Here is an 18794-nt window from a genome sequence, read left to right on the forward strand (position 1 = left end):
CTCCGTTTCAGAACAACAAGTGCTCTGCGCGTACAATCATTGACATACCAGAAGTCAGCTGTACTCGTACGCCATCTTTGGTGATTTCCGTTACGGTGGCGTCCATAGCGTTATTACCCGCTTTCACCTTCAGTGCCTGACCCACGCTCAGCGCGTTGATATCAGAAACCGGGGTATGGCGCTGCTCTTCACGAGGCGCACGAGGGGCTTTCGCTGCTGGTTTATCAGCACGAGGCTTACGCTCGGTGTTGTCGGTACGACGCTGGGCCGGACGAGGTTTACGCTCACGACGTGGCGCCTCTTCCTGACCGTTCGCCGCTGCAGCTTCGCGTTTTTTCGCCTGCTGCTCAGCACGCTGAGCCTGTACGCGTGCTTTGGCTTCTTCGAGCTGCTTACGCGCATGTTCTACGTGTTGCTCATCCAGCACACCGCATGGGTTGCCATCAAGATCAACACGCGTTGCGCCCGCTTTGATACCGTACAGGTAGCGCCAGCTCGATGTATAAAGACGTAATGCGGAACGAAGTTGGGTCTTGCTGAGATTCAGCTCGCCCTCAACACGCGATACGAGATCCTGGAAGATACCAATCTTCAGGGGGCGTGCTTCGCCTTCGGCACTGAAACAGTGAGGAAAACGTTCGGCCAGAAATGCGATAACTTCTTTACTGCTATTCAACTTAGGTTGATTTTCCATGAAATTTCCTGATTACAACGGACGTTGCCAACTCGCCGCAGGCATGAACAGGCGTCATTATAATGACGCCATCGGTAAATGCTACGTTATCCGTTGATTATCCTGCGACACTCGCAAAGAATTTTTGATAATCGGTCGCCGCCAGCACGTTTTCGAGATTCGCCACCAGCTCGCGCAGCCCCTGCTCATCCTCGTGTGAGAAGCGGCCAAAGGCCGTACTGTCGATATCCAGTACGCCAATAATCTGATTTTTGACCTGCAGAGGCAGGACGATTTCAGAATTACTGGCTGCGTCGCAGGCAATGTGCCCGTCAAATGCGTGAACATCTTCCACACGCTGCACCTGATTTTGCGCCACGGCGGTACCACACACGCCGCGCCCTACCGGGATACGCACACAGGCCAGACGGCCCTGGAACGGCCCCAACACCAGGGTTTCGCCTTCCAGTAAATAAAATCCCGCCCAGTTGACTTCACTCAGACGCTCAAACAACAATGCACTGGTATTTGCCAGGGTGGCTAAAAAACTGGTTTCACCTGCCATTAATGCCTGAAAATCACGGTTGAGATCCGTGTAGAATTCTGTTTTGTTCATTATTCAATCACTTGGTTGACTTACAAAATTACAGCATAGCCTATTAAAATAAGCATTAAATGCGTTCATGCTCAAGATGAATCCATACATGAGTTAAGATAACTATTAACTATCCTTTTCATGCGCGACCCATGGCACTTAAAACACCGAAAATAACGCCAGTAAAAAAGATAACCGTGCATTCCGTCGGCGACGCACTGCCTCGTGCACATTATCAGCGTTGCCCGCAATGCGATACGCTTTTTACGTTGCCAAAGATGAAATCGCACCAAAGTGCTTATTGTCCTCGCTGCGACGCTAAAATTCGTGATGGACGTGACTGGTCCTTGACCCGACTGGCGGCGATGGCGGTCACCATGCTGCTGCTCATGCCGTTCGCCTGGAGCGAACCGCTGCTGCATCTGTATCTTCTCGGGGTGCGCATCGATGCCAACCTCCTGCAGGGGATTTGGCAGATGAGTCAGCAGGGCGATCCCCTCACCGCCTCCATGGTGCTGTTCTGTACCGTCGGCGCGCCAGCAGTGTTAGTGGCGGCTATTGCTTATCTGTGGCTGGGCAACATCCTGGGAATGAATTTGCGTCCGGTACTGTTAATGCTGGACAGGCTTAAAGAGTGGGTCATGCTGGATATTTATCTGGTGGGCATTGGCGTGGCCTCCATCAAGGTCCAGGATTACGCCTTCCTCCAGCCAGGCATCGGCCTTCTGGCATTTATTGCCCTGGTATTGCTGAGTATCTTGACGATGATTCACCTCAACGTTGAGCAATTGTGGGAGCGATTTTACCCACAACGCCCTGCTACCCGCTATGATCCCGCATTGCGGGCCTGTCTCGGTTGCCACTTTACCGGGCTGCCGGATGCGCGCGGACGCTGTCCGCGCTGCCATATCCCGCTACGCCTGCGTCGCCATAATAGCCTGCAAAAGTGCTGGGCTGCGCTAATTGCCTCGATGGTATTGCTGTTGCCTGCTAATCTTTTGCCCATCTCGATCATTTATGTGAACGGCGAACGGCAGGCAGATACCATCATGTCGGGGATTATTTCGCTGGCAGACAGCAATATCGCTGTCGCCGCGATTGTCTTCATCGCCAGTATTCTGGTGCCCTTTACCAAAGTTCTGGTGATGTTTACCCTGCTAATCAGCATTCATTTCAAATGTGAGCAAGGGCTGAAAACCCGTATCTTATTATTACGTTTCGTCACCTGGATTGGCCGTTGGTCAATGCTCGATTTGTTTGTTATTGCCTTAATGATGTCGCTGATCAATCGCGATCAGCTCCTCGCTTTTACTATGGGACCCGCAGCGTTCTATTTCGGCTCTGCGGTGATATTGACTATTCTTGCAGTGGAATGGCTGGACAGCCGCTTACTTTGGGACGCACATGAGTCAGGAAACGCCCGCTTCGCCGACTGAAGCGAGAATTAAAACGAAACGTCGTATTTCACCGTTCTGGTTACTGCCTGTCATCGCGCTAATGATCGCGGGATGGCTGATCTGGACCAGCTACCAGGATCGCGGCAACAGCATCACCATCGACTTCCAGAATGCGGATGGCATCGTGGCTGGCCGCACCCCTGTGCGTTTTCAGGGGGTGGAAGTTGGCACCGTACAGGATATTTCGCTGGATAAAAAACTGAACAAAATTCAGGTTCGCGCCAGTATCAAATCCGACATGAAAGATGCCTTGCGCGAAGAGACCCAGTTCTGGCTGGTCACGCCAAAAGCCTCCCTGGCCGGGGTCTCCGGGCTAGATGCGCTGGTCGGCGGTAACTATATTGGCATGATGCCGGGCAAAGGCGAGCCGCAGGATCACTTTACCGCGCTGGATACTCAGCCGCGCTACCGTCTGAACAATGGCGATCTGATGATTCACCTGCATGCGCCCGATCTGGGATCGCTGAACAGCGGTTCGCTGGTCTACTTCCGTAAAATCCCCGTTGGGCGCGTTTATGACTATGCCATCACGCCTAACAAGCAGGGGGTGACGATTGACGTCCTGATCGAACGCCGCTTCACGAACCTGGTGAAAAAAGGGAGCCGCTTCTGGAATGTCTCCGGGGTAGATGCCGATATCAGCCTGAGCGGCGCAAAAGTGCAGCTCGAAAGTCTGGCCGCACTGGTTAACGGTGCTATCGCGTTTGACTCACCGGAAGACTCCAGCCCGGCCAAACCGGAAGATAACTTTGGTTTGTACGAAGATCTGGCTCACAGTCAGCGTGGGGTTATTGTGAAGCTGGCCCTTCCCTCAGCTGAAGGTTTAAAAGCCAACTCCACGCCGCTGATGTACCAGGGTCTCCAGGTCGGTCAGTTGACTAAACTGACGCTGAACCCAGGAGGTTCCGTTACCGGTGAGATGACGGTCGACCCGAGCGTGGTGGATCTGCTGCGTGAAGATACTCGCCTTGAACTGCGCAGCCCAAAACTGTCGCTGAATAATCCAAGTATTAGCTCCCTGCTGACGGGCAGCACCTTTGAGCTGATCCCCGGCGGCGGTGAGCCCACCAATACTTTCGTGATTGCCCCTGCGGATAAAGCCTTGCTACAAAAACCCGGCGTTGCCACCGTAACCCTGAGTGCGCCGGAAAGCTACGGCATCGAGGCCGGACAGCCGCTGGTTTTGCATGGGGTTCAGGTCGGCCAGGTACTGGAGCGCAAGTTGACCAGTAAAGGCGTCAGCTTCTCGGTCGCCATCGATCCCGAGTTCCGGGAATTGATTCACGGTGACAGCAAATTTATCGTGAACAGCCGTGTCGATGTCAAAGTCGGGCTGGATGGCATTGAGTTCCTTGCCGCCAGCGCCAGCGAATGGGTCAGCGGCGGTATTCGTATTCTGCCTGGCGCCAAAGGGGAGCTGCGTAATAGTTACCCTCTTTACGCTAATCTCGATAAAGCGCTGGAGAACAGCCTTAGCGATCTGCCGACCACGACCCTCACGCTGACTGCCGACACCCTACCGGACGTGCAGGCAGGCTCCGTGGTGCTATACCGTAAATTCGAAGTGGGTGAAGTGATTACCGTGCGCCCAAGGGCCAATGCCTTTGATATCGATCTGCATGTCAAACCGGAGTACCGCAATCTGCTAACCGCCAATAGCGTGTTCTGGGCAGAAGGCGGAGCCAAAGTTCAGCTCAACGGCAGTGGGTTAACGGTGCAAGCCTCTCCACTTTCGCGCGCCCTGAAAGGAGCCATCAGCTTTGATAACTTAAGTGGTGCAGGCGCCACCCAGCGTAAGGGGGATAAACGGATACTTTATCCATCCGAAACCGCCGCGCGTGCGGTGGGCGGGCAGATTACGCTCCACACCTTTGATGCGGGCAAGCTGGCAGAAGGGATGCCGATTCGCTATCTGGGCATTGATATTGGCCAGGTCCAGTCCCTGAAGCTGATTACCGCCCGTAACGAAGTGCAGGCGAAGGCGGTACTTTACCCCGAGTATGTCGACACCTTCGCCCGGGCCGGTACGCGTTTCTCGGTCATCACGCCCCAGATCTCCGCTGCCGGTGTGGAACATCTCGATACTATTCTTCAGCCTTATATCAACGTCGAGCCAGGCCGGGGTAATGCGCGTCGTGACTTTGAACTGCAGGAAGCCACCATCACCGACTCGCGCTATCTGGATGGGCTAAGTATCGTGGTGGAGGTACCAGAGGCAGGTTCACTGGGCATCGGTACACCGGTCCTGTTCCGCGGCATCGAAGTGGGTACGGTTACTGGCCTGACGCTGGGGACGCTCTCCGATCGCGTTATGGTTGGCCTGCGTATCAGCGAACGTTACCAGCATCTGGTGCGCAATAACTCCGTTTTCTGGCTGGCCTCAGGCTATTCGCTTGATTTCGGCCTGGTAGGCGGCGTGGTGAAAACCGGTACCTTTAACCAGTTTATCCGGGGCGGTATTGCCTTTGCGACTCCGCCTGGCACACCGCTGGCACCGAAAGCCCAGCCGGGTAAACATTTCCTGCTGCTGGAAAAAGAGCCGAAAGAGTGGCGTGAGTGGGGAACCGCCCTGCCGCGCTAAGCTGCACGCTCCGGTGTCAACCCACCGGAGCGTTTATGGTACACTGCGCGCCTCTTTGACTCCCTGTGGTGCGCCCGTGACTCAACGTCCCGTATATCTTCCTGAAGACTTCCTGGTGCAGATGCGCCAGGCCATGCCTGAACATCTCTCTTTCGATGCGTTTATCGCTGCCTGCCAGCGCCCTCTCCGGCGCAGTATTCGCGTAAATACGCTCAAGATAAGCGTGAGCGATTTTCTCACGCTGGTCGCCCCTTACGGCTGGCAACTTACGCCGGTTCCCTGGTGTGAAGAGGGATTCTGGATCGAGCGTGATGACGAAGAGGCCTTGCCGCTGGGCAGTACCGCAGAACATCTATCCGGTCTGTTTTACATTCAGGAAGCCAGCTCCATGCTGCCGGTTGCCGCCCTGTTTGCCGATGGCGAATCACCCACGCGGGTGATGGACGTGGCCGCTGCGCCGGGCTCTAAAACGACCCAGATTGCCGCCAGAATGGGCAACCAGGGGGCTATTCTGGCCAATGAGTTTTCTGCCAGCCGGGTCAAGGTGCTGCATGCCAATATCAGCCGCTGCGGTATTAGCAACGTAGCATTAACCCATTTCGATGGCCGCGTATTCGGCGCAGCCCTGCCGGAGGCTTTCGACGCCATTCTGCTCGATGCCCCCTGCTCCGGTGAAGGGGTGGTCCGTAAGGATCCGGACGCCCTGAAAAACTGGTCAGTAGAGAGTAACCAGGCGATCGCGGCGACCCAGCGTGAGCTCATTACCAGCGCGTTTCACGCCCTGCGACCTGGCGGTACGCTGGTTTACTCCACCTGTACCCTTAATCGCGACGAAAATGAAACGGTCTGCCTGTGGCTGAAAGCGCAGTATCCGAACGAGGTCGAGTTCCTGCCGCTGGATGGACTCTTTGCCGGGGCAAAAGAGGCCACTACCCCCGAGGGCTTCCTGCACGTCTTCCCGCAAATTTTTGATTGCGAGGGTTTCTTCGTGGCTCGCCTGCATAAAATTGCCTCTGTCGAACCGCTCCCGGCCCCGACCTTTAAGCCTGGCACCTTTCCTTTCATGCCAGTTAGAAACAAAGAAGCGACGCTCATTACCGCGGCGGCAAATCGGAGCGGCCTGAACTGGGGAGAGCATCTGCGTTTATGGCAGCGTGATAAAGAGATCTGGCTCTTCCCGGTGGAGATGGAACCGCTAATTGGTAAAGTGCGTTTCTCCCGCATTGGTATACGCCTGGCAGAAGTCCATAATAAAGGCTATCGCTGGCAACACGAGGCGGTAGTTGCGCTGGCAGGTGACAGCAACTGCTTTGAACTCAGCTGGCAGGAAGCCGAGGAGTGGTATCGTGGGCGTGATGTTTACCCGGAGGTGATGCCCACCGGAGACGATGCGATTGTCACTTTCCAGGGCATTCCAATTGGTCTGGCGAAAAAAGTGGGGTCGCGCCTGAAAAATAGCTATCCACGTGAACTGGTTCGTGACGGTCGGCTCTTTACCGGTAACGCTGAAAAAGGCTAAAAAAGGCACTTTTTTACTGGCGCGATTGCTTTTCCTTTACCAGGCTAAAAGATGGGTGACCATACTGGTCGTACCAGAATTAGCCTGTATACCGGAGAGCATTATGACGAAAACCAATGTGCGCATTGGCGCATTCGAAATCGATGACGCCGAGTTGTCTGGCGAAAATCAAGGCGATCGAACGTTACGGATCCCCTGTAAATCCGACCCGGATCTCTGCATGCAGTTAGACGCATGGGATGCCGATACCAGTGTCCCCGCGATTCTCGATGGAGAACATTCAGTCCTGTACCGTGAGCACTACGATCATCAATCTGATGCCTGGATCATGCGCCTTGCCTGATTCAAAGAGAACCCGCCCACAGGCGGGTTATTTATCTCATAATTACCTCTCCCTCCAATCATCCCCTACAATATCAGTACGGTAGTTAATTTTGAGGACGTGATGTTCGCACTGGTTCTGTTTGTGTGTTACTTGGACGGTGGTTGTGACGATATTGTGGTGGATGTCTATAACACCGAAGAGCAATGCGTTGCCTCCATGGACAATCAGCGAATACGCCACGGCGGTTGCTACCCGGTAGAGGATTTTATCGATGGATTCTGGCGGCCTGCGCAGGAGTATGCCGATTTCTAATCACTGCAGCTGCGCCAGCGTCAAGGTGCCATCAAAGACCGCGCCGGTATCAATATAGTGAAGGCCGGCAAAATCGATGCGTTTTTCCAGTGGCGTGTGACCAAACCAAAAGTGGTCGGCGCCGCCAATCCCCTCCCCTTTTCCTGCCATCAGCTTGCTAATGCGGCTGCGATCCCACAGCAAGCTATGCTTATCTACGGGTTTATCCCGCACATAACAGGAGGCAGGGTAATCTGCATGGGCAATCACGTTCAGGCCGTTTCGGCAGGTGATCTCGATTACCCAGGGTAGCTTGTCGCAAGCAGCAAAGAGGGTCAGCGCCTGAGCTTTTGAATCATCGTCCAGCTCAGCAAACCATGCACCACCATTCATCAGCCAGAGCGCATAGGTCTGAGATGCAATCGCATCCAGTGCCATCTGCTCATGGTTTCCCCGTACGGCGCGAAACCATTTTTCAGTGATAAGGTGCAGGCACTTCAGGCTTTCTGGGCCGCGATCGATGAGATCCCCTACGGAAATAAGGAGATCCTGATAGGGATTAAATTTCTGACGCTTTAGATGCTGCATCAGCAGTTGATAGCAGCCGTGAATATCGCTGACCACCCAGACGTGCCGCCAGCGATGGCCATCAAGTGAAAGATACATAACGCCTCCTCGCGCACTGTATTGGCCCGTCAGACGAAAGGGAGAAATGGCCTGCGAAATTAAATAATTACTCCTGAAAATGACAATATCGCGTTCAGATCGTAAGGAGCTAAAATGGGTTCTCGCCAAATCGCTGCTTTCATTACTATCAAACAAAAATTTAACAAAACGACAAAAAAGCGCTGGACTCCTGCCTGCCCCGTTGTGGTATGGTTTAAAGAATTATCAGGGATGAAATCGATCTGCAAAAATATGCAATGGAAATAGCATTTATTTTCAAGCAGATAAAAAGAGACCGAATACGATTCCTGTATTCGGTCCAGGGAAATGGCTCTTGGGAGAGAGCCGTGCGCTAAAAGTTGGCATTAATGCAGGCTTAAGTCGCCTTGCACTATAAGAATAGATGACAGCGCCAGGTTTTCCAGTCCGCATCAAAAGTGGTCAGAAAAAAAGCGCTCGCCTGTTCTTAAACAAAAAAAACCGCAACGCTTCCAAAGAGAAGCCTGCGGTTTTTTTACTGGAAAGGCGTTATTAGCAGAGCTTGCTGGCGCGCTCAATAAACGGGGCCAGACTCATCTTCTGTCCTGGGTTAGCCAGGTCATCAACCTGAATCACGCTGATTGGCTGACCACTACTTTTACCGCTTTTCACCTGCTGTTGTGCAACCTCGTTCAGGGGATACTGCACCAGAGTGCTGGGGTTGATGGCATAGAGCGCCTGACCCGGACGGCAGGTCAGCATGACCTCTTCACGGTTAAAAGCCCATTTATCTTTACCCACTTCAAACCGGCTAACGGTAATCACCTGCGGCGCAGCCATGGCGGTGGCGGAACAGGCCAGCAATAAAAGAGTAAGTACGGTTTTTTTCATCTGTTGATTCACCTTGTCAGAAGGGCTCCCAGGTAGCAAACAGGCTGACCATCGCCAGCACCAACGCCCCCAGCACAACCTCAGTCTGCGTCATTCTGATAAAAAACTGTTGCGCAGGCCCATGATGAGCAGTAAAACGCGGAACCAGAACATACCGGTTCACTAGCGCAATTGCCACCATCAACGCCACCAGCGCACATTTCAACAAAAGCATCTTTCCCCAGTCGCTGTTCAGGGGAGTGGTCCAGCCCTGGATAAGCAGTGCATTATTCACACCGCTTATCACCACCCCGGCAACGGCATAGTGGCCATAACGGGAAAAACGCATCATGGTATGGATAGCTGCATTTTGCCAGCGTCCGCGCGTCAGGCGCAGACAAAAAAGCAGCGGCAGTAAACTGCCAACCCAACTGGCGGCGCAAAGCAGATGCAGGGCATGATTAATGCGTTGCGCTAACCCTGCCGCACCGTCGTTCATCGCCGAATGACCCGTTCCGGCCAGTAACACAAACTGTGCGCAAGCTAACAGTAGCAGTAAACGTGGGCCACTTCGGGGCTCCAGCCAGGCGATACAGGCGGTAATAACGGCCAGCAGAATCTGCCATAACCAGACTCGACCAAACTGCGTGCTGGCCACAGCCTGCCAAATGTCGGGACGTATCACATCTTGCCAGCCATTCCCCATTAGCCCGCCCTGTAGCATCATCATGAGCAGCGCCGAAATGGCGCTGACTAATACCGCATATTTCTGCTGGCGCGCAAAGCGACGGGTCATAAGCCGACGCAGCGACGAGGGTGCCAGCCATGCGCTGTAGAGCGCGTTGCCGAATAGCATCATCAATGCGGCAAAATGGATAAAGCGCAGGGTGACGTAGCAAAGCCCCAGCATTTTATTTCACGCTAAAGCGGTAGCTGCCTTTTGTCTTATGGCCATCCACCGAGACCACATGCCAGTCCACTTTATAGCTGCCGGGCTTCAGGGGGGTTTCGAGCGGCACAATCAACTGAGTGTGATCCTTCTCGTTGCGTTTGATGGCGCCGGTTTTAATAATTTGCTCTTTATCCCCCGTCACCGAGACGCCACTAAAACCGGTCTCTACCCCTTCGGAAAAGTTCAGGGTCAGGGCCTGCGGAGCGGCGGTTACGGCTGCATCGGCGGCGGGATACTGGTGTTTAAGGTGCGCGTGGGCAAAAACGGCAGGTGCCGTCAGGGCTGCAAACAAAACCAGCGCGGAGCGAAAAGCGGTGTGTGCCATAATGAGCATTCCTTTTGGTTATGACTGTTTGATAAAGAATAACGCTCTATAATGCTTGCGTCGAGGATCATCCCATCCGGGCTTGCCAGCAGCCCAATCTGCAGGTAACGTTGCCCCGCAATATAAAGGAGACGGATATGCAAACCAATCTCGCCGCCCTCCCGCAGGAGGAGATGGACAAAGTGAATGTCGATTTAGCTGCGGCCGGCGTCGCGTTTAAAGAGCGCTACAATATGCCCATCGTGGCCGAAGTTGTAGAGCGTGAACAACCCGCCCACCTGCGTGACTGGTTCCGTGAGCGCCTGATTGCGCACCGCTTGAGCTCTGTCAATCTCTCCCGCCTCCCCTGGGAGCCGAAAGTTAAATAAGTATTTCCTTATACTGAGTATGCAGAATACAAGGCCCCTGATGACAGAGGGGCTTACTGGATCTTTGCAACCAGGTGCATAAGGAAATCAGGATATCTCACCGGCCAATCGCCACGATCCGGTATCCCCCTCAGCATCATCGGGGAGTGGTTACTCCCCTCGTTCGTCATCATTTAATGACCCAGCCGTTCAGGGGCGCTGCCCTTTCTGGTCTGTTTTCCATAACAGAGCCACAGGTGATGCTCTGCCCCGCCGCTTTACGGCTCAGGGTTGGCAAGGGGATATCATTCCATTACGCTAAGCGTTTTAGGGCCAGGAGAGCGCCATGTTACGCGTCATCGATACCGAAACCTGCGATTTACAGGGTGGGATAGTAGAAGTGGCTTCTGTCGACGTTGTAAACGGACAGATCGTCAACCCCATGAGCCATCTGGTACGTCCAGACCGGCCCATCAGCCCGCAGGCCATGGCAATCCATCGCATCACGGAGTCGATGGTCGCGGATAAGCCCTGGATTGAAGAGGTGATCCCGTTTTATCACGGCAGCCCGTGGTACGTAGCGCATAACGCCAGTTTTGACCGTCGCGTGTTACCGGAAATGCCCGGCGAGTGGATCTGCACCATGAAACTGGCGCGTCGCCTGTGGCCAGGTATTAAATACAGCAATATGGCGCTTTATAAATCCCGTAAGCTAAGCGTGAAAACGCCGGAAGGGTTACATCATCACCGGGCTTTATATGACTGCTATATTACGGCCGCATTGCTGATTGATATCATGAACACCACGGGCTGGACGCCGGACGAGATGGTCACCATTACCGGCCGCCCCGCCCTGTTAACCACCTTTACCTTTGGTAAATACCGTGGAAAACCGGTCGCAGAAGTGGCGGATAAAGATCCGGGCTATCTCCGCTGGTTATACAACAATCTGGATCGGATGAGCCCGGAACTGCGTCTGACCTTAAAACACTATCTTGGCGAAGCCTAATCGGCCTCCCGGCCTGTCAGCGTCCCCTGTGCCAGGCCGATAATGAAGGCATACTCCAGGGCTACCCCTTCGTACGATTTAAAGCGTCCCGATTTACCGCCATGTCCAGCGTCCATATCCGTACAGAGCAACAGCAGGTTATCGTCTGTCTTCAGCTCTCTCAGCTTTGCGACCCACTTAGCCGGCTCCCAGTACTGAACCTGAGAGTCGTGCAGCCCGGTAGTCACCAGCATATGCGGATAGGCCTTAGCCTCGACGTTGTCATAGGGGCTGTACTCTTTCATGTAACGGTAATAGGTTTCATCCTGCGGATTCCCCCACTCTTCAAATTCGCCAATCGTAAGGGGAATAGATTCATCCAGCATGGTGGTCAGCACATCAACAAACGGCACCTGCGCAACCACGCCTTTGAACAATTCAGGGCGTTGATTAATCACGGTCCCCATTAACATACCGCCGGCGCTGCCGCCCATCGCAAAACACTGCTCCCGATCGCCGTAGCCCTGAGCCAGCAGCCCTTCGCAGACGTCCAGATAGTCATTGAAAGTGTTTTTCTTCTTCAGGAATTTGCCATCTTCATACCAGTGTTGCCCGAGCTCACCGCCACCGCGTATATGAGCGATAGCATAGACAAAGCCGCGATCGAGCAGGCTTAAGCGGCTTCCGCTGAAGTCGGCGTCGATGCTGGAACCATACGAACCATAGCCGTAAATCAGGATGGGATTTTTACCGGGCTGGAAGTGCTGCTTATGGTAGACCAGCGATACCGGCACTTCACTGCCGTCGCGAGCCACTATCCAGACGTGTTCACTGCGGTAATTTTCAGCATTGAAGCCCTTAACTTCAGCCTGCTTAAGCACCTTGCGTTCCCCGGTATCCATATCCAGTTCAAACAAGGTGTCAGGCGTGGTCATCGATGAATAACCGTAACGCAGGCGTGAAGTCTCCGCCTCAGGGTTATAGCCGATCCAGGTCACATAGGCCGGATCGTCAAACGCAATACCGATCACCTCGCGAGTTTTGCGGTTGATCTGGCGAATACTGGTCAGCCCACGCTGGCGCTCCTCAACGACAAGCCAGTCGGTGAAAAGGGTAAAGCCTTCCAGCATCACCTGCTCCCGTGCCGGGATCAGCACCTCCCACTTACGCTCATCGCGTACCCGGGTTTTGTAGAGACCAAAGTTTTTCCCTTCCCGATTCGATCGCAAATAGAAGGTGTGCTGGAAATGGTCAAGGCTGTATTCATGATCCTTGCGTCGGGGCAGGAAGCAGAGCGGCTGCGCGTCGGGCAATTCGGCATCCAGCAGCAACACTTCTGTGGTGGTCGCGCTGGCCAGAAAGATAATGATGTAGTGCTTCGAGGTGGTTTTATGCAGGCTAACGTAAAACGTTTCGTCTTTCTCTTCATACACCAGTTCGTCAGTGGCCGCAGGTGTACCGACGGTATGACGCCACACCTGATAAGGCAGCAGCGTTGTAGCATGTTTTTTAACGTAGTACACCGTTTCGGAATCGTTCGCCCAGACAAAATCTGGCGAGACATTATCCAGCATTTCCGGATACCAGTTACCGCTCTCCAGATTGCGAAAACGCAGGCCATACTGACGCCGTGAGAGGTAATCTTCTGCCAGAGCCATAATAGTATTGTCTGGCGAGATGCCCATGCCACCCAGGGTGTAAAACTCGCTGTGCGCCGCACGCTTGTTGGCGTCCAGCAGCGTTTCCCACTCTTCCCACTCAGCGCAAAGCACCGACTGACGCTGATAAATGGCGTACTCATTGCCCGGTTCATAGACGTGACGGTATCGGTAGCCGTTTCTGCTCCACGGCGCAGAGACATCCCGCTGCGGTACGCGTTCTACCATCTCGCTGAGAAGGCGATCCTGGAGCGCCTGTTGTGAGGCCATGACCTTACGGCCATAGTCATTCTCCTGGTGCAGGTAATCCAGCACTTCCGGTTGCGAACGATTATCGTCCCGCAACCAGTAGTAGTTGTCGATACGCGTATCACCGTGGGCGGTGATCGCGTGAGGAATACGGCGGGCTTTCGGTGGCATGACGATTTTATTCTTCTGCGATTAACACCCTATAAGGTTGGCAAATCACACGAATGATGCAAGCGAAACGCGCGGTCATGCACAAAAATTTATCCCGGTAGTGCCTGTTTCTGCTGCTTTATATCCTGTTCAATGCCCTCCCGGACCTCCTGCGGGATCTTTAACGCATCGCCCAGCGCATTCAGATAGCTGCGCTCCATAAAATGGTCGATGTCGATGGCGGCACAGCTCAGGAAGTAGACCTCCAGCGCCTCTTCCTCGTTTTTGACCCCCTGGGCCAGGCGTGCGGGATCAAGAGGTTGTTCAATGGCGCGTGCGACCAGGGCCCGGCCCTGCTCTTCTACGCCGGCTTCACGCATCTGCTGCTCGATTGCGGCGCGTTCGGTCGCATCAATATGTCCGTCGCTTTTTGCGGCAAACACCAGCGCAAGAATAAGGCGCTCACTGCGTTCATCGAGGGAGGATGACTGTTGACCAAACTGCGGCTCATCCTGATGCGCCCCTCGAATTTTGTCCTTATATTTATTCCACAGCACCGTACCAGCAACCGCTCCGCCCCCGGCCAATAACGCACCGGTGCCATATTTAGTCAGCAATTTTCGGGATGATTTATTAGCGACCAACAGGCCGGCAAGCCCGCCCAACGCGCCGGGTACCAGCAATTTACTCAGCCCTTCACCCGAGCCGTTCGATGACTTCTGACCCAACATAGACTGTATTTGATTCAACCAGTTCGACATGATTCCCCTCGCATTTTAGTTCATCAATTTCACAGCCTAAGCGAGGGGATGTCAGGAAATGTCTGCGGCATAAAAAGAAGCGAAAATTCATATTACTGCGCGACGTACTGCGCGCTGCCGGCTGCGCAATCAATTTTTACCTGATAATGAATATCGGCGCTTTTACCGCGCACCGTCAGCGGCACGGTCCAGTGGTTATCCTGACTTTTGACCTGTTGAGGATTGATCCATGCGACCGGATCGGCCTGCCCCAGCTTCTGTTGATCGTCTGCCCAGCGGACAATACGATTTTGCAGGTAATCCCGTTTTACGCTGGCGGCGATACCTTCCGCATTTTGCCCTTCGCAGGCAGGAAATTTCACCGTTTTCTCACTTTTTGCCTGCGCGCCGGCGCTGGCGACCAGTAGCGCGACGACCATTACGACCCCTGCTTTGTTCATGCTCTTCTCCTGTGATTTAACACATTGACAAGCATGGACTAAAAATAGGGCTTTGCCAGTAACGCGCTGTAACAGAGGCAGATTCTGTAACAGAAGACAGACGCAAACGTTTTCGTTTATACTGCGCGCAACTTTTTCAGGGGGATGTTATGACTCGTTTAGGTACTGCGCTGCGTCCGGCAGCCACGCGTGTAATGCTGTTAGGCTCCGGTGAGCTGGGAAAAGAGGTCGCCATTGAGTGCCAGCGTCTGGGAATTGAAGTCATAGCGGTCGATCGTTATCCCGATGCGCCCGCCATGCACCTCGCGCATCGCTCGCACGTCATTAACATGCTCGACGGCGATGCCCTGCGCGCCCTGATTGCTAAAGAGAAACCGCATTTTGTGGTTCCCGAGATCGAAGCCATCGCGACCGACACCCTGCTGGCGCTTGAGGCCGAAGGCCAGCGCGTGGTGCCCTGCGCCCGCGCCGCGAAGTTGACCATGAACCGTGAGGGCATCCGTCGGCTGGCCGCCGAAGAGCTGGCGATCCCCACCTCCAGCTACCGTTTTGCCGACAGCAAAGAGGCCTTTTTACAGGCGGTGAACGAGATTGGCTACCCGTGCATCATTAAGCCCGTGATGAGCTCTTCTGGCAAAGGCCAAAGCTTTATCCGTACGGCTGAACAGCTCGATGCGGCCTGGGATTACGCGCAACAGGGTGGTCGCGCGGGAGCCGGACGGGTGATTGTTGAGGGCGTTGTGAAGTTTGATTTTGAAATCACGCTGCTTACCGTCAGCGCCGTCGACGGGGTGCACTTCTGCGATCCTATTGGTCATCGTCAGGAAGATGGCGATTACCGCGAATCCTGGCAGCCACAGCAGATGAGTCCTCTGGCGCTGGAGCGCGCGCAGGAGATCGCCCGCAAAACCGTCTTAGCCCTGGGCGGTTATGGTCTGTTTGGCGTGGAGCTGTTTGTTTGCGGCGATGAGGTGATCTTTAGCGAGGTCTCCCCTCGCCCGCATGATACCGGCATGGTGACCCTGATATCGCAAGATCTGTCCGAGTTTGCGCTGCACGTGCGTGCTTTCCTTGGGCTGCCGGTGGGCGGAATTCGTCAGTACGGCCCGGCGGCATCGGCGGTGATTTTGCCTCAGCTTACCAGTCAGAATGTCATTTTCGACCGTCTCGACGACGCGTTCGGTGCCGGTTTGCAGCTTCGTCTGTTCGGCAAGCCCGACATCGACGGATCCCGTCGCCTGGGGGTGGCGCTGGCGACCGGCGAGACCCTTGGCGACGCGGTTATACGGGCGAAAGCCGCTGCCAGCGCGGTGAAAGTGGAAGGATAAAAAAAACGGGCCTGATGGCCCGTTTTTTTATGCTCTGACAGCGATTACTGCTGCGCACCCTCAACGGCTTCGCGCGCCAGTTTGGTGATACGATCCCAGTCACCCGCTTCCAGTGCATCAGCAGGAACCAGCCAGGAGCCACCGATACAAAGCACGCTTTTCAGCGCCAGGTAGTCACGGTAGTTGGCTGGAGAGATACCGCCGGTTGGGCAGAAACGAACCTGAGAGAATGGACCCGCAATTGCCTGCAGCGCTTTGGTGCCGCCGTTCGCTTCCGCCGGGAAGAATTTGAACTCTTTCAGACCGTAGTCCATGCCCAGCATCAGCTCGGAGACGGTGCTGATCCCAGGAATCAGAGGAATAGTGCCTTCGGTTGCTGCTTTCAGCAGCGGCTCAGTCAGGCCCGGGCTGATAGCAAACTGCGCACCGGCTTCGGTGACGTCGGCCAGTTGCTGCGGGTTCAGTACGGTACCTGCGCCAATGATCGCCTCGGGCACTTCTTTCGCAATGGCACGGATAGCATCCATCGCGCATGCGGTACGCAGGGTCACTTCCAGCACACGTACGCCGCCAGCGACCAGGGCTTTCGCCATCGGTACCGCATGTTCCAGTTTGTTCACCACAATTACCGGCACAACCGGGCCCGTTTTCAGGATTGCTTCTGCACTTGTTTTCCAGTTTTTCATCAGAGTTTTTCTCTCGCCAGATCGATAATTCTTGTCGTCTTAAAACGTAATACAGGTCGCGCCCTGCTCCGCGCCGGAGAGTTTCTCGCGCAGCGCGCTGAACATTTCGCGCCCTGTGCCCACGCGCGATGCGCTCAGGTCAGGAATATGCGGCTTGCGTGCGGCAAGCACGTCTTCATCCACCAATAAGGTCAACTCACCGGTCTGGCCGTTTACGCGGATGATGTCGCCATCGTAAACCTTCGCCAACAGACCACCGTCATACGCTTCCGGGGTGACGTGGATAGCTGAAGGCACTTTACCTGATGCGCCGGAGAGGCGTCCATCGGTTACTAACGCAATTTTGAAACAGCGGTCCAATAATACACCAAGTGGCGGCATAAGTTTATGTAATTCTGGCATACCGTTCGCCTTTGGCCCCTGATGGCGTACCACCACCACGCAGTCTCTATCCAGCAGACCAGCCTCGAAAGCAGGCAATACATCATGCTGGCTTTCAAAGACCACCGCGGGGGCTTCGATGATCTGGTTTTCTACCGGCACCGCAGAGGTTTTCATCACCGCCCGGCCCAGATTCCCACTCAGCACTTTAGTACCGCCGTGGAGAGAGAACGGTTTTTCGATAGTGGCAATGACGTTTTCATCCAGCGACGCGGTTGCGCCGTCGCGCCAGTCCAGCTCGCCATTATTCAGCCAGGGCTCCAGGGTATAGCGCGTCAGGCCAAAACCTGCCACGGTGTTGACGTCTTCATGCAGCAGGCCACCTTTCAGCAGCTCACGCATTAGCACCGGTACGCCGCCCGCGGCCTGGAAGTGGTTAATATCTGCCGGGCCGTTCGGGTAGAGGCGAGCCATCAGCGGCACTACTTCAGAGAGTTCGGAGAAGTCATCCCAGTTAATCAGGATACCTGCCGCCCGCGCCATCGCCACCAGGTGCATGGTGTGGTTGGTGGAGCCACCGGTTGCCAGCAGGGCTACGATCCCGTTCACCACCACTTTTTCATCGACCATTTTGCCCATCGGCATCCATTCGTTGCCGTTGCCGGTAAGACGCGTCACCTGACGGGCGGCGGCTTCAGTCAGAGCCTGCCGCAGAGGCGCATCCGGTTGAATGAAAGATGAGCCCGGAAGCTGCATACCCATGAACTCCACCACCATCTGGTTGGTGTTGGCGGTACCGTAGAAAGTGCAGGTCCCCGGTGCATGGTAGGAGGCCGCTTCCGCCTCCAGCAGCGCGGCACGATCGGCTTTGCCTTCTGCGTAGAGCTGACGGACGCGGACTTTTTCTTTATTAGGTAAGCCGCTGGCCATCGGGCCTGATGGCACGAAGATTGCCGGAAGGTGACCAAAAGAGAGCGCCGCCATCACCAGGCCCGGGACAATTTTATCGCACACGCCCAGATAGAGCGCGCCATCAAACATATTATGAGACAACCCTACCGCGGCGGACATGGCAATGACTTCACGGCTCAGTAGCGACAGTTCCATACCGTCCTGCCCCTGGGTTACACCATCACACATAGCCGGAACTCCGCCCGCAACCTGCCCCACCGCATTGGCGCTGTGCAGGGCTTTGCGAATGATATCCGGGTAGCGCTCGTAAGGCTGGTGAGCCGAGAGCATGTCGTTATAGGAGGTGATAATCGCGATATTGTTACGCAGCATGCTCTTCAGCGAGGCTTTGTCTTCCGGCTGACAGGCGGCAAAGCCGTGGGCCAGGTTGCCGCAGGCTAACTGCGAACGGTGTACCGTGTCACGCTTCGCCTGCTGGATGCGCGCGAGGTAGTCTGAACGGGTCTGTTTTGAGCGCTCAGCAATGCGTTGTGTTACCCGTAACAATGTCGGATTCATAGATGCTCCTCAATATTAATCTGTCCAGGCTCTGGGATTAACAAAGTGTTTCGCACTCTATAACATCGCGGAAACGCTTTATTGCCGGAGCTCAGGGGCAAAA

20 protein-coding genes are annotated in these 18794 nt (G+C 54.8%); 9 read left to right on the forward strand and 11 right to left on the reverse strand.

Annotated features, from left to right (window positions below):
- Nucleotides 1-7: 7 nt before the first annotated feature.
- A complete protein-coding gene (gene proQ / locus B2Q93_RS14355; RefSeq protein WP_040075164.1) occupies nt 8-694 on the reverse strand; it encodes an RNA chaperone ProQ in 687 nt (228 codons plus the stop codon).
- A 97-nt stretch (nt 695-791) separates the two neighbouring features.
- A complete protein-coding gene (locus B2Q93_RS14360) occupies nt 792-1289 on the reverse strand; it encodes a GAF domain-containing protein (RefSeq protein ID WP_040075162.1) in 498 nt (165 codons plus the stop codon).
- 131 nt (nt 1290-1420) lie between these two features.
- Between B2Q93_RS14360 and yebS the strand changes: the two genes are divergently transcribed.
- The 5 genes from yebS (at nt 1421) to B2Q93_RS14385 (ending at nt 7462) form a co-directional block, all read left to right on the forward strand.
- On the forward strand, nt 1421-2704 hold the full coding sequence (gene yebS, locus B2Q93_RS14365) for a membrane integrity lipid transport subunit YebS (RefSeq protein WP_046885122.1): 1284 nt from the start codon (nt 1421-1423) through the stop codon (nt 2702-2704).
- Nucleotides 2673-5306: a PqiB family protein gene (locus tag B2Q93_RS14370; protein WP_286933588.1), complete on the forward strand. Its 2634-nt coding sequence runs from the start codon at nt 2673-2675 to the stop codon at nt 5304-5306. The genes yebS and B2Q93_RS14370 overlap by 32 nt, the downstream gene beginning before the upstream one ends.
- 76 nt (nt 5307-5382) lie before the next feature.
- Complete coding sequence (gene rsmF, locus B2Q93_RS14375) at nt 5383-6825, forward strand: 16S rRNA (cytosine(1407)-C(5))-methyltransferase RsmF (protein WP_286933589.1); 1443 nt, start codon at nt 5383-5385, stop codon at nt 6823-6825.
- 103 nt (nt 6826-6928) lie between these two features.
- Nucleotides 6929-7168, forward strand: coding sequence for a YebV family protein (locus tag B2Q93_RS14380; protein ID WP_040075156.1), 240 nt, complete (start codon nt 6929-6931; stop codon nt 7166-7168).
- 102 nt (nt 7169-7270) lie between these two features.
- The gene (locus B2Q93_RS14385) at nt 7271-7462 is read left to right on the forward strand and encodes a YebW family protein (RefSeq protein WP_040075154.1); all 192 of its coding nucleotides are present in this window, start codon (nt 7271-7273) and stop codon (nt 7460-7462) included.
- Here B2Q93_RS14385 and pphA read toward each other — a convergent pair whose 3' ends face one another.
- On the reverse strand, nt 7463-8107 hold the full coding sequence (gene pphA, locus B2Q93_RS14390) for a protein-serine/threonine phosphatase (RefSeq protein WP_286933590.1): 645 nt from the start codon (nt 8105-8107) through the stop codon (nt 7463-7465).
- Between the two features lie 114 nt (nt 8108-8221).
- Here pphA and B2Q93_RS14395 point away from each other — a divergent pair, with 114 nt between their 5' ends.
- The gene (locus tag B2Q93_RS14395) at nt 8222-8374 is read left to right on the forward strand and encodes a hypothetical protein (protein ID WP_286933591.1); all 153 of its coding nucleotides are present in this window, start codon (nt 8222-8224) and stop codon (nt 8372-8374) included.
- A 264-nt stretch (nt 8375-8638) separates the two neighbouring features.
- Here the strand turns inward: B2Q93_RS14395 and B2Q93_RS14400 are convergent, their stop codons facing one another.
- Genes B2Q93_RS14400 through yobA form a run of 3 tightly spaced genes read right to left on the reverse strand, consistent with a single transcriptional unit; the run spans nt 8639 to nt 10233 of the window.
- A complete protein-coding gene (locus B2Q93_RS14400; protein ID WP_286933592.1) occupies nt 8639-8977 on the reverse strand; it encodes a YebY family protein in 339 nt (112 codons plus the stop codon).
- Nucleotides 8978-8993: 16 nt separating this feature from the next.
- Entirely contained in the window at nt 8994-9866 is an 873-nt protein-coding gene (gene copD / locus B2Q93_RS14405; RefSeq protein ID WP_286933593.1) for a copper homeostasis membrane protein CopD, read from the reverse strand.
- A gap of 1 nt (nt 9867) precedes the next feature.
- Complete coding sequence (yobA, locus tag B2Q93_RS14410) at nt 9868-10233, reverse strand: CopC domain-containing protein YobA (protein ID WP_040075149.1); 366 nt, start codon at nt 10231-10233, stop codon at nt 9868-9870.
- A 137-nt stretch (nt 10234-10370) separates the two neighbouring features.
- Between yobA and B2Q93_RS14415 the strand changes: the two genes are divergently transcribed.
- Complete coding sequence (locus B2Q93_RS14415) at nt 10371-10601, forward strand: DNA polymerase III subunit theta (protein WP_040075148.1); 231 nt, start codon at nt 10371-10373, stop codon at nt 10599-10601.
- A gap of 325 nt (nt 10602-10926) precedes the next feature.
- On the forward strand, nt 10927-11589 hold the full coding sequence (exoX, locus tag B2Q93_RS14420; RefSeq protein WP_207291958.1) for an exodeoxyribonuclease X: 663 nt from the start codon (nt 10927-10929) through the stop codon (nt 11587-11589).
- On the opposite strand, the gene ptrB is transcribed toward exoX, so the two are convergent.
- From ptrB to yebF, 3 genes are all read right to left on the reverse strand, one after another.
- Nucleotides 11586-13646: an oligopeptidase B gene (ptrB, locus tag B2Q93_RS14425; RefSeq protein ID WP_040075146.1), complete on the reverse strand. Its 2061-nt coding sequence runs from the start codon at nt 13644-13646 to the stop codon at nt 11586-11588. The two genes, exoX and ptrB, sit on opposite strands and share 4 nt — an antisense overlap.
- Nucleotides 13647-13735: 89 nt before the next feature.
- The gene (locus B2Q93_RS14430; protein WP_207291960.1) at nt 13736-14386 is read right to left on the reverse strand and encodes a tellurite resistance TerB family protein; all 651 of its coding nucleotides are present in this window, start codon (nt 14384-14386) and stop codon (nt 13736-13738) included.
- 92 nt (nt 14387-14478) lie between these two features.
- Nucleotides 14479-14826: a protein YebF gene (gene yebF / locus B2Q93_RS14435; protein WP_046885111.1), complete on the reverse strand. Its 348-nt coding sequence runs from the start codon at nt 14824-14826 to the stop codon at nt 14479-14481.
- A gap of 149 nt (nt 14827-14975) precedes the next feature.
- On the opposite strand from yebF, the gene purT reads away from it, so the two are divergent.
- A complete protein-coding gene (purT, locus tag B2Q93_RS14440; protein WP_286933594.1) occupies nt 14976-16154 on the forward strand; it encodes a formate-dependent phosphoribosylglycinamide formyltransferase in 1179 nt (392 codons plus the stop codon).
- A 44-nt stretch (nt 16155-16198) separates the two neighbouring features.
- Here purT and kdgA read toward each other — a convergent pair whose 3' ends face one another.
- Nucleotides 16199-16840, reverse strand: coding sequence for a bifunctional 4-hydroxy-2-oxoglutarate aldolase/2-dehydro-3-deoxy-phosphogluconate aldolase (kdgA, locus tag B2Q93_RS14445; RefSeq protein WP_040075141.1), 642 nt, complete (start codon nt 16838-16840; stop codon nt 16199-16201).
- 39 nt (nt 16841-16879) lie between these two features.
- Nucleotides 16880-18691, reverse strand: coding sequence for a phosphogluconate dehydratase (gene edd / locus B2Q93_RS14450; protein ID WP_040075140.1), 1812 nt, complete (start codon nt 18689-18691; stop codon nt 16880-16882).
- Nucleotides 18692-18794 lie beyond the last annotated feature (103 nt).

It is taken from the genome of Leclercia sp. UBA5958, from assembly GCF_002430365.1.
Lineage (GTDB): Bacteria > Pseudomonadota > Gammaproteobacteria > Enterobacterales > Enterobacteriaceae > Enterobacter > Enterobacter pneumoniae.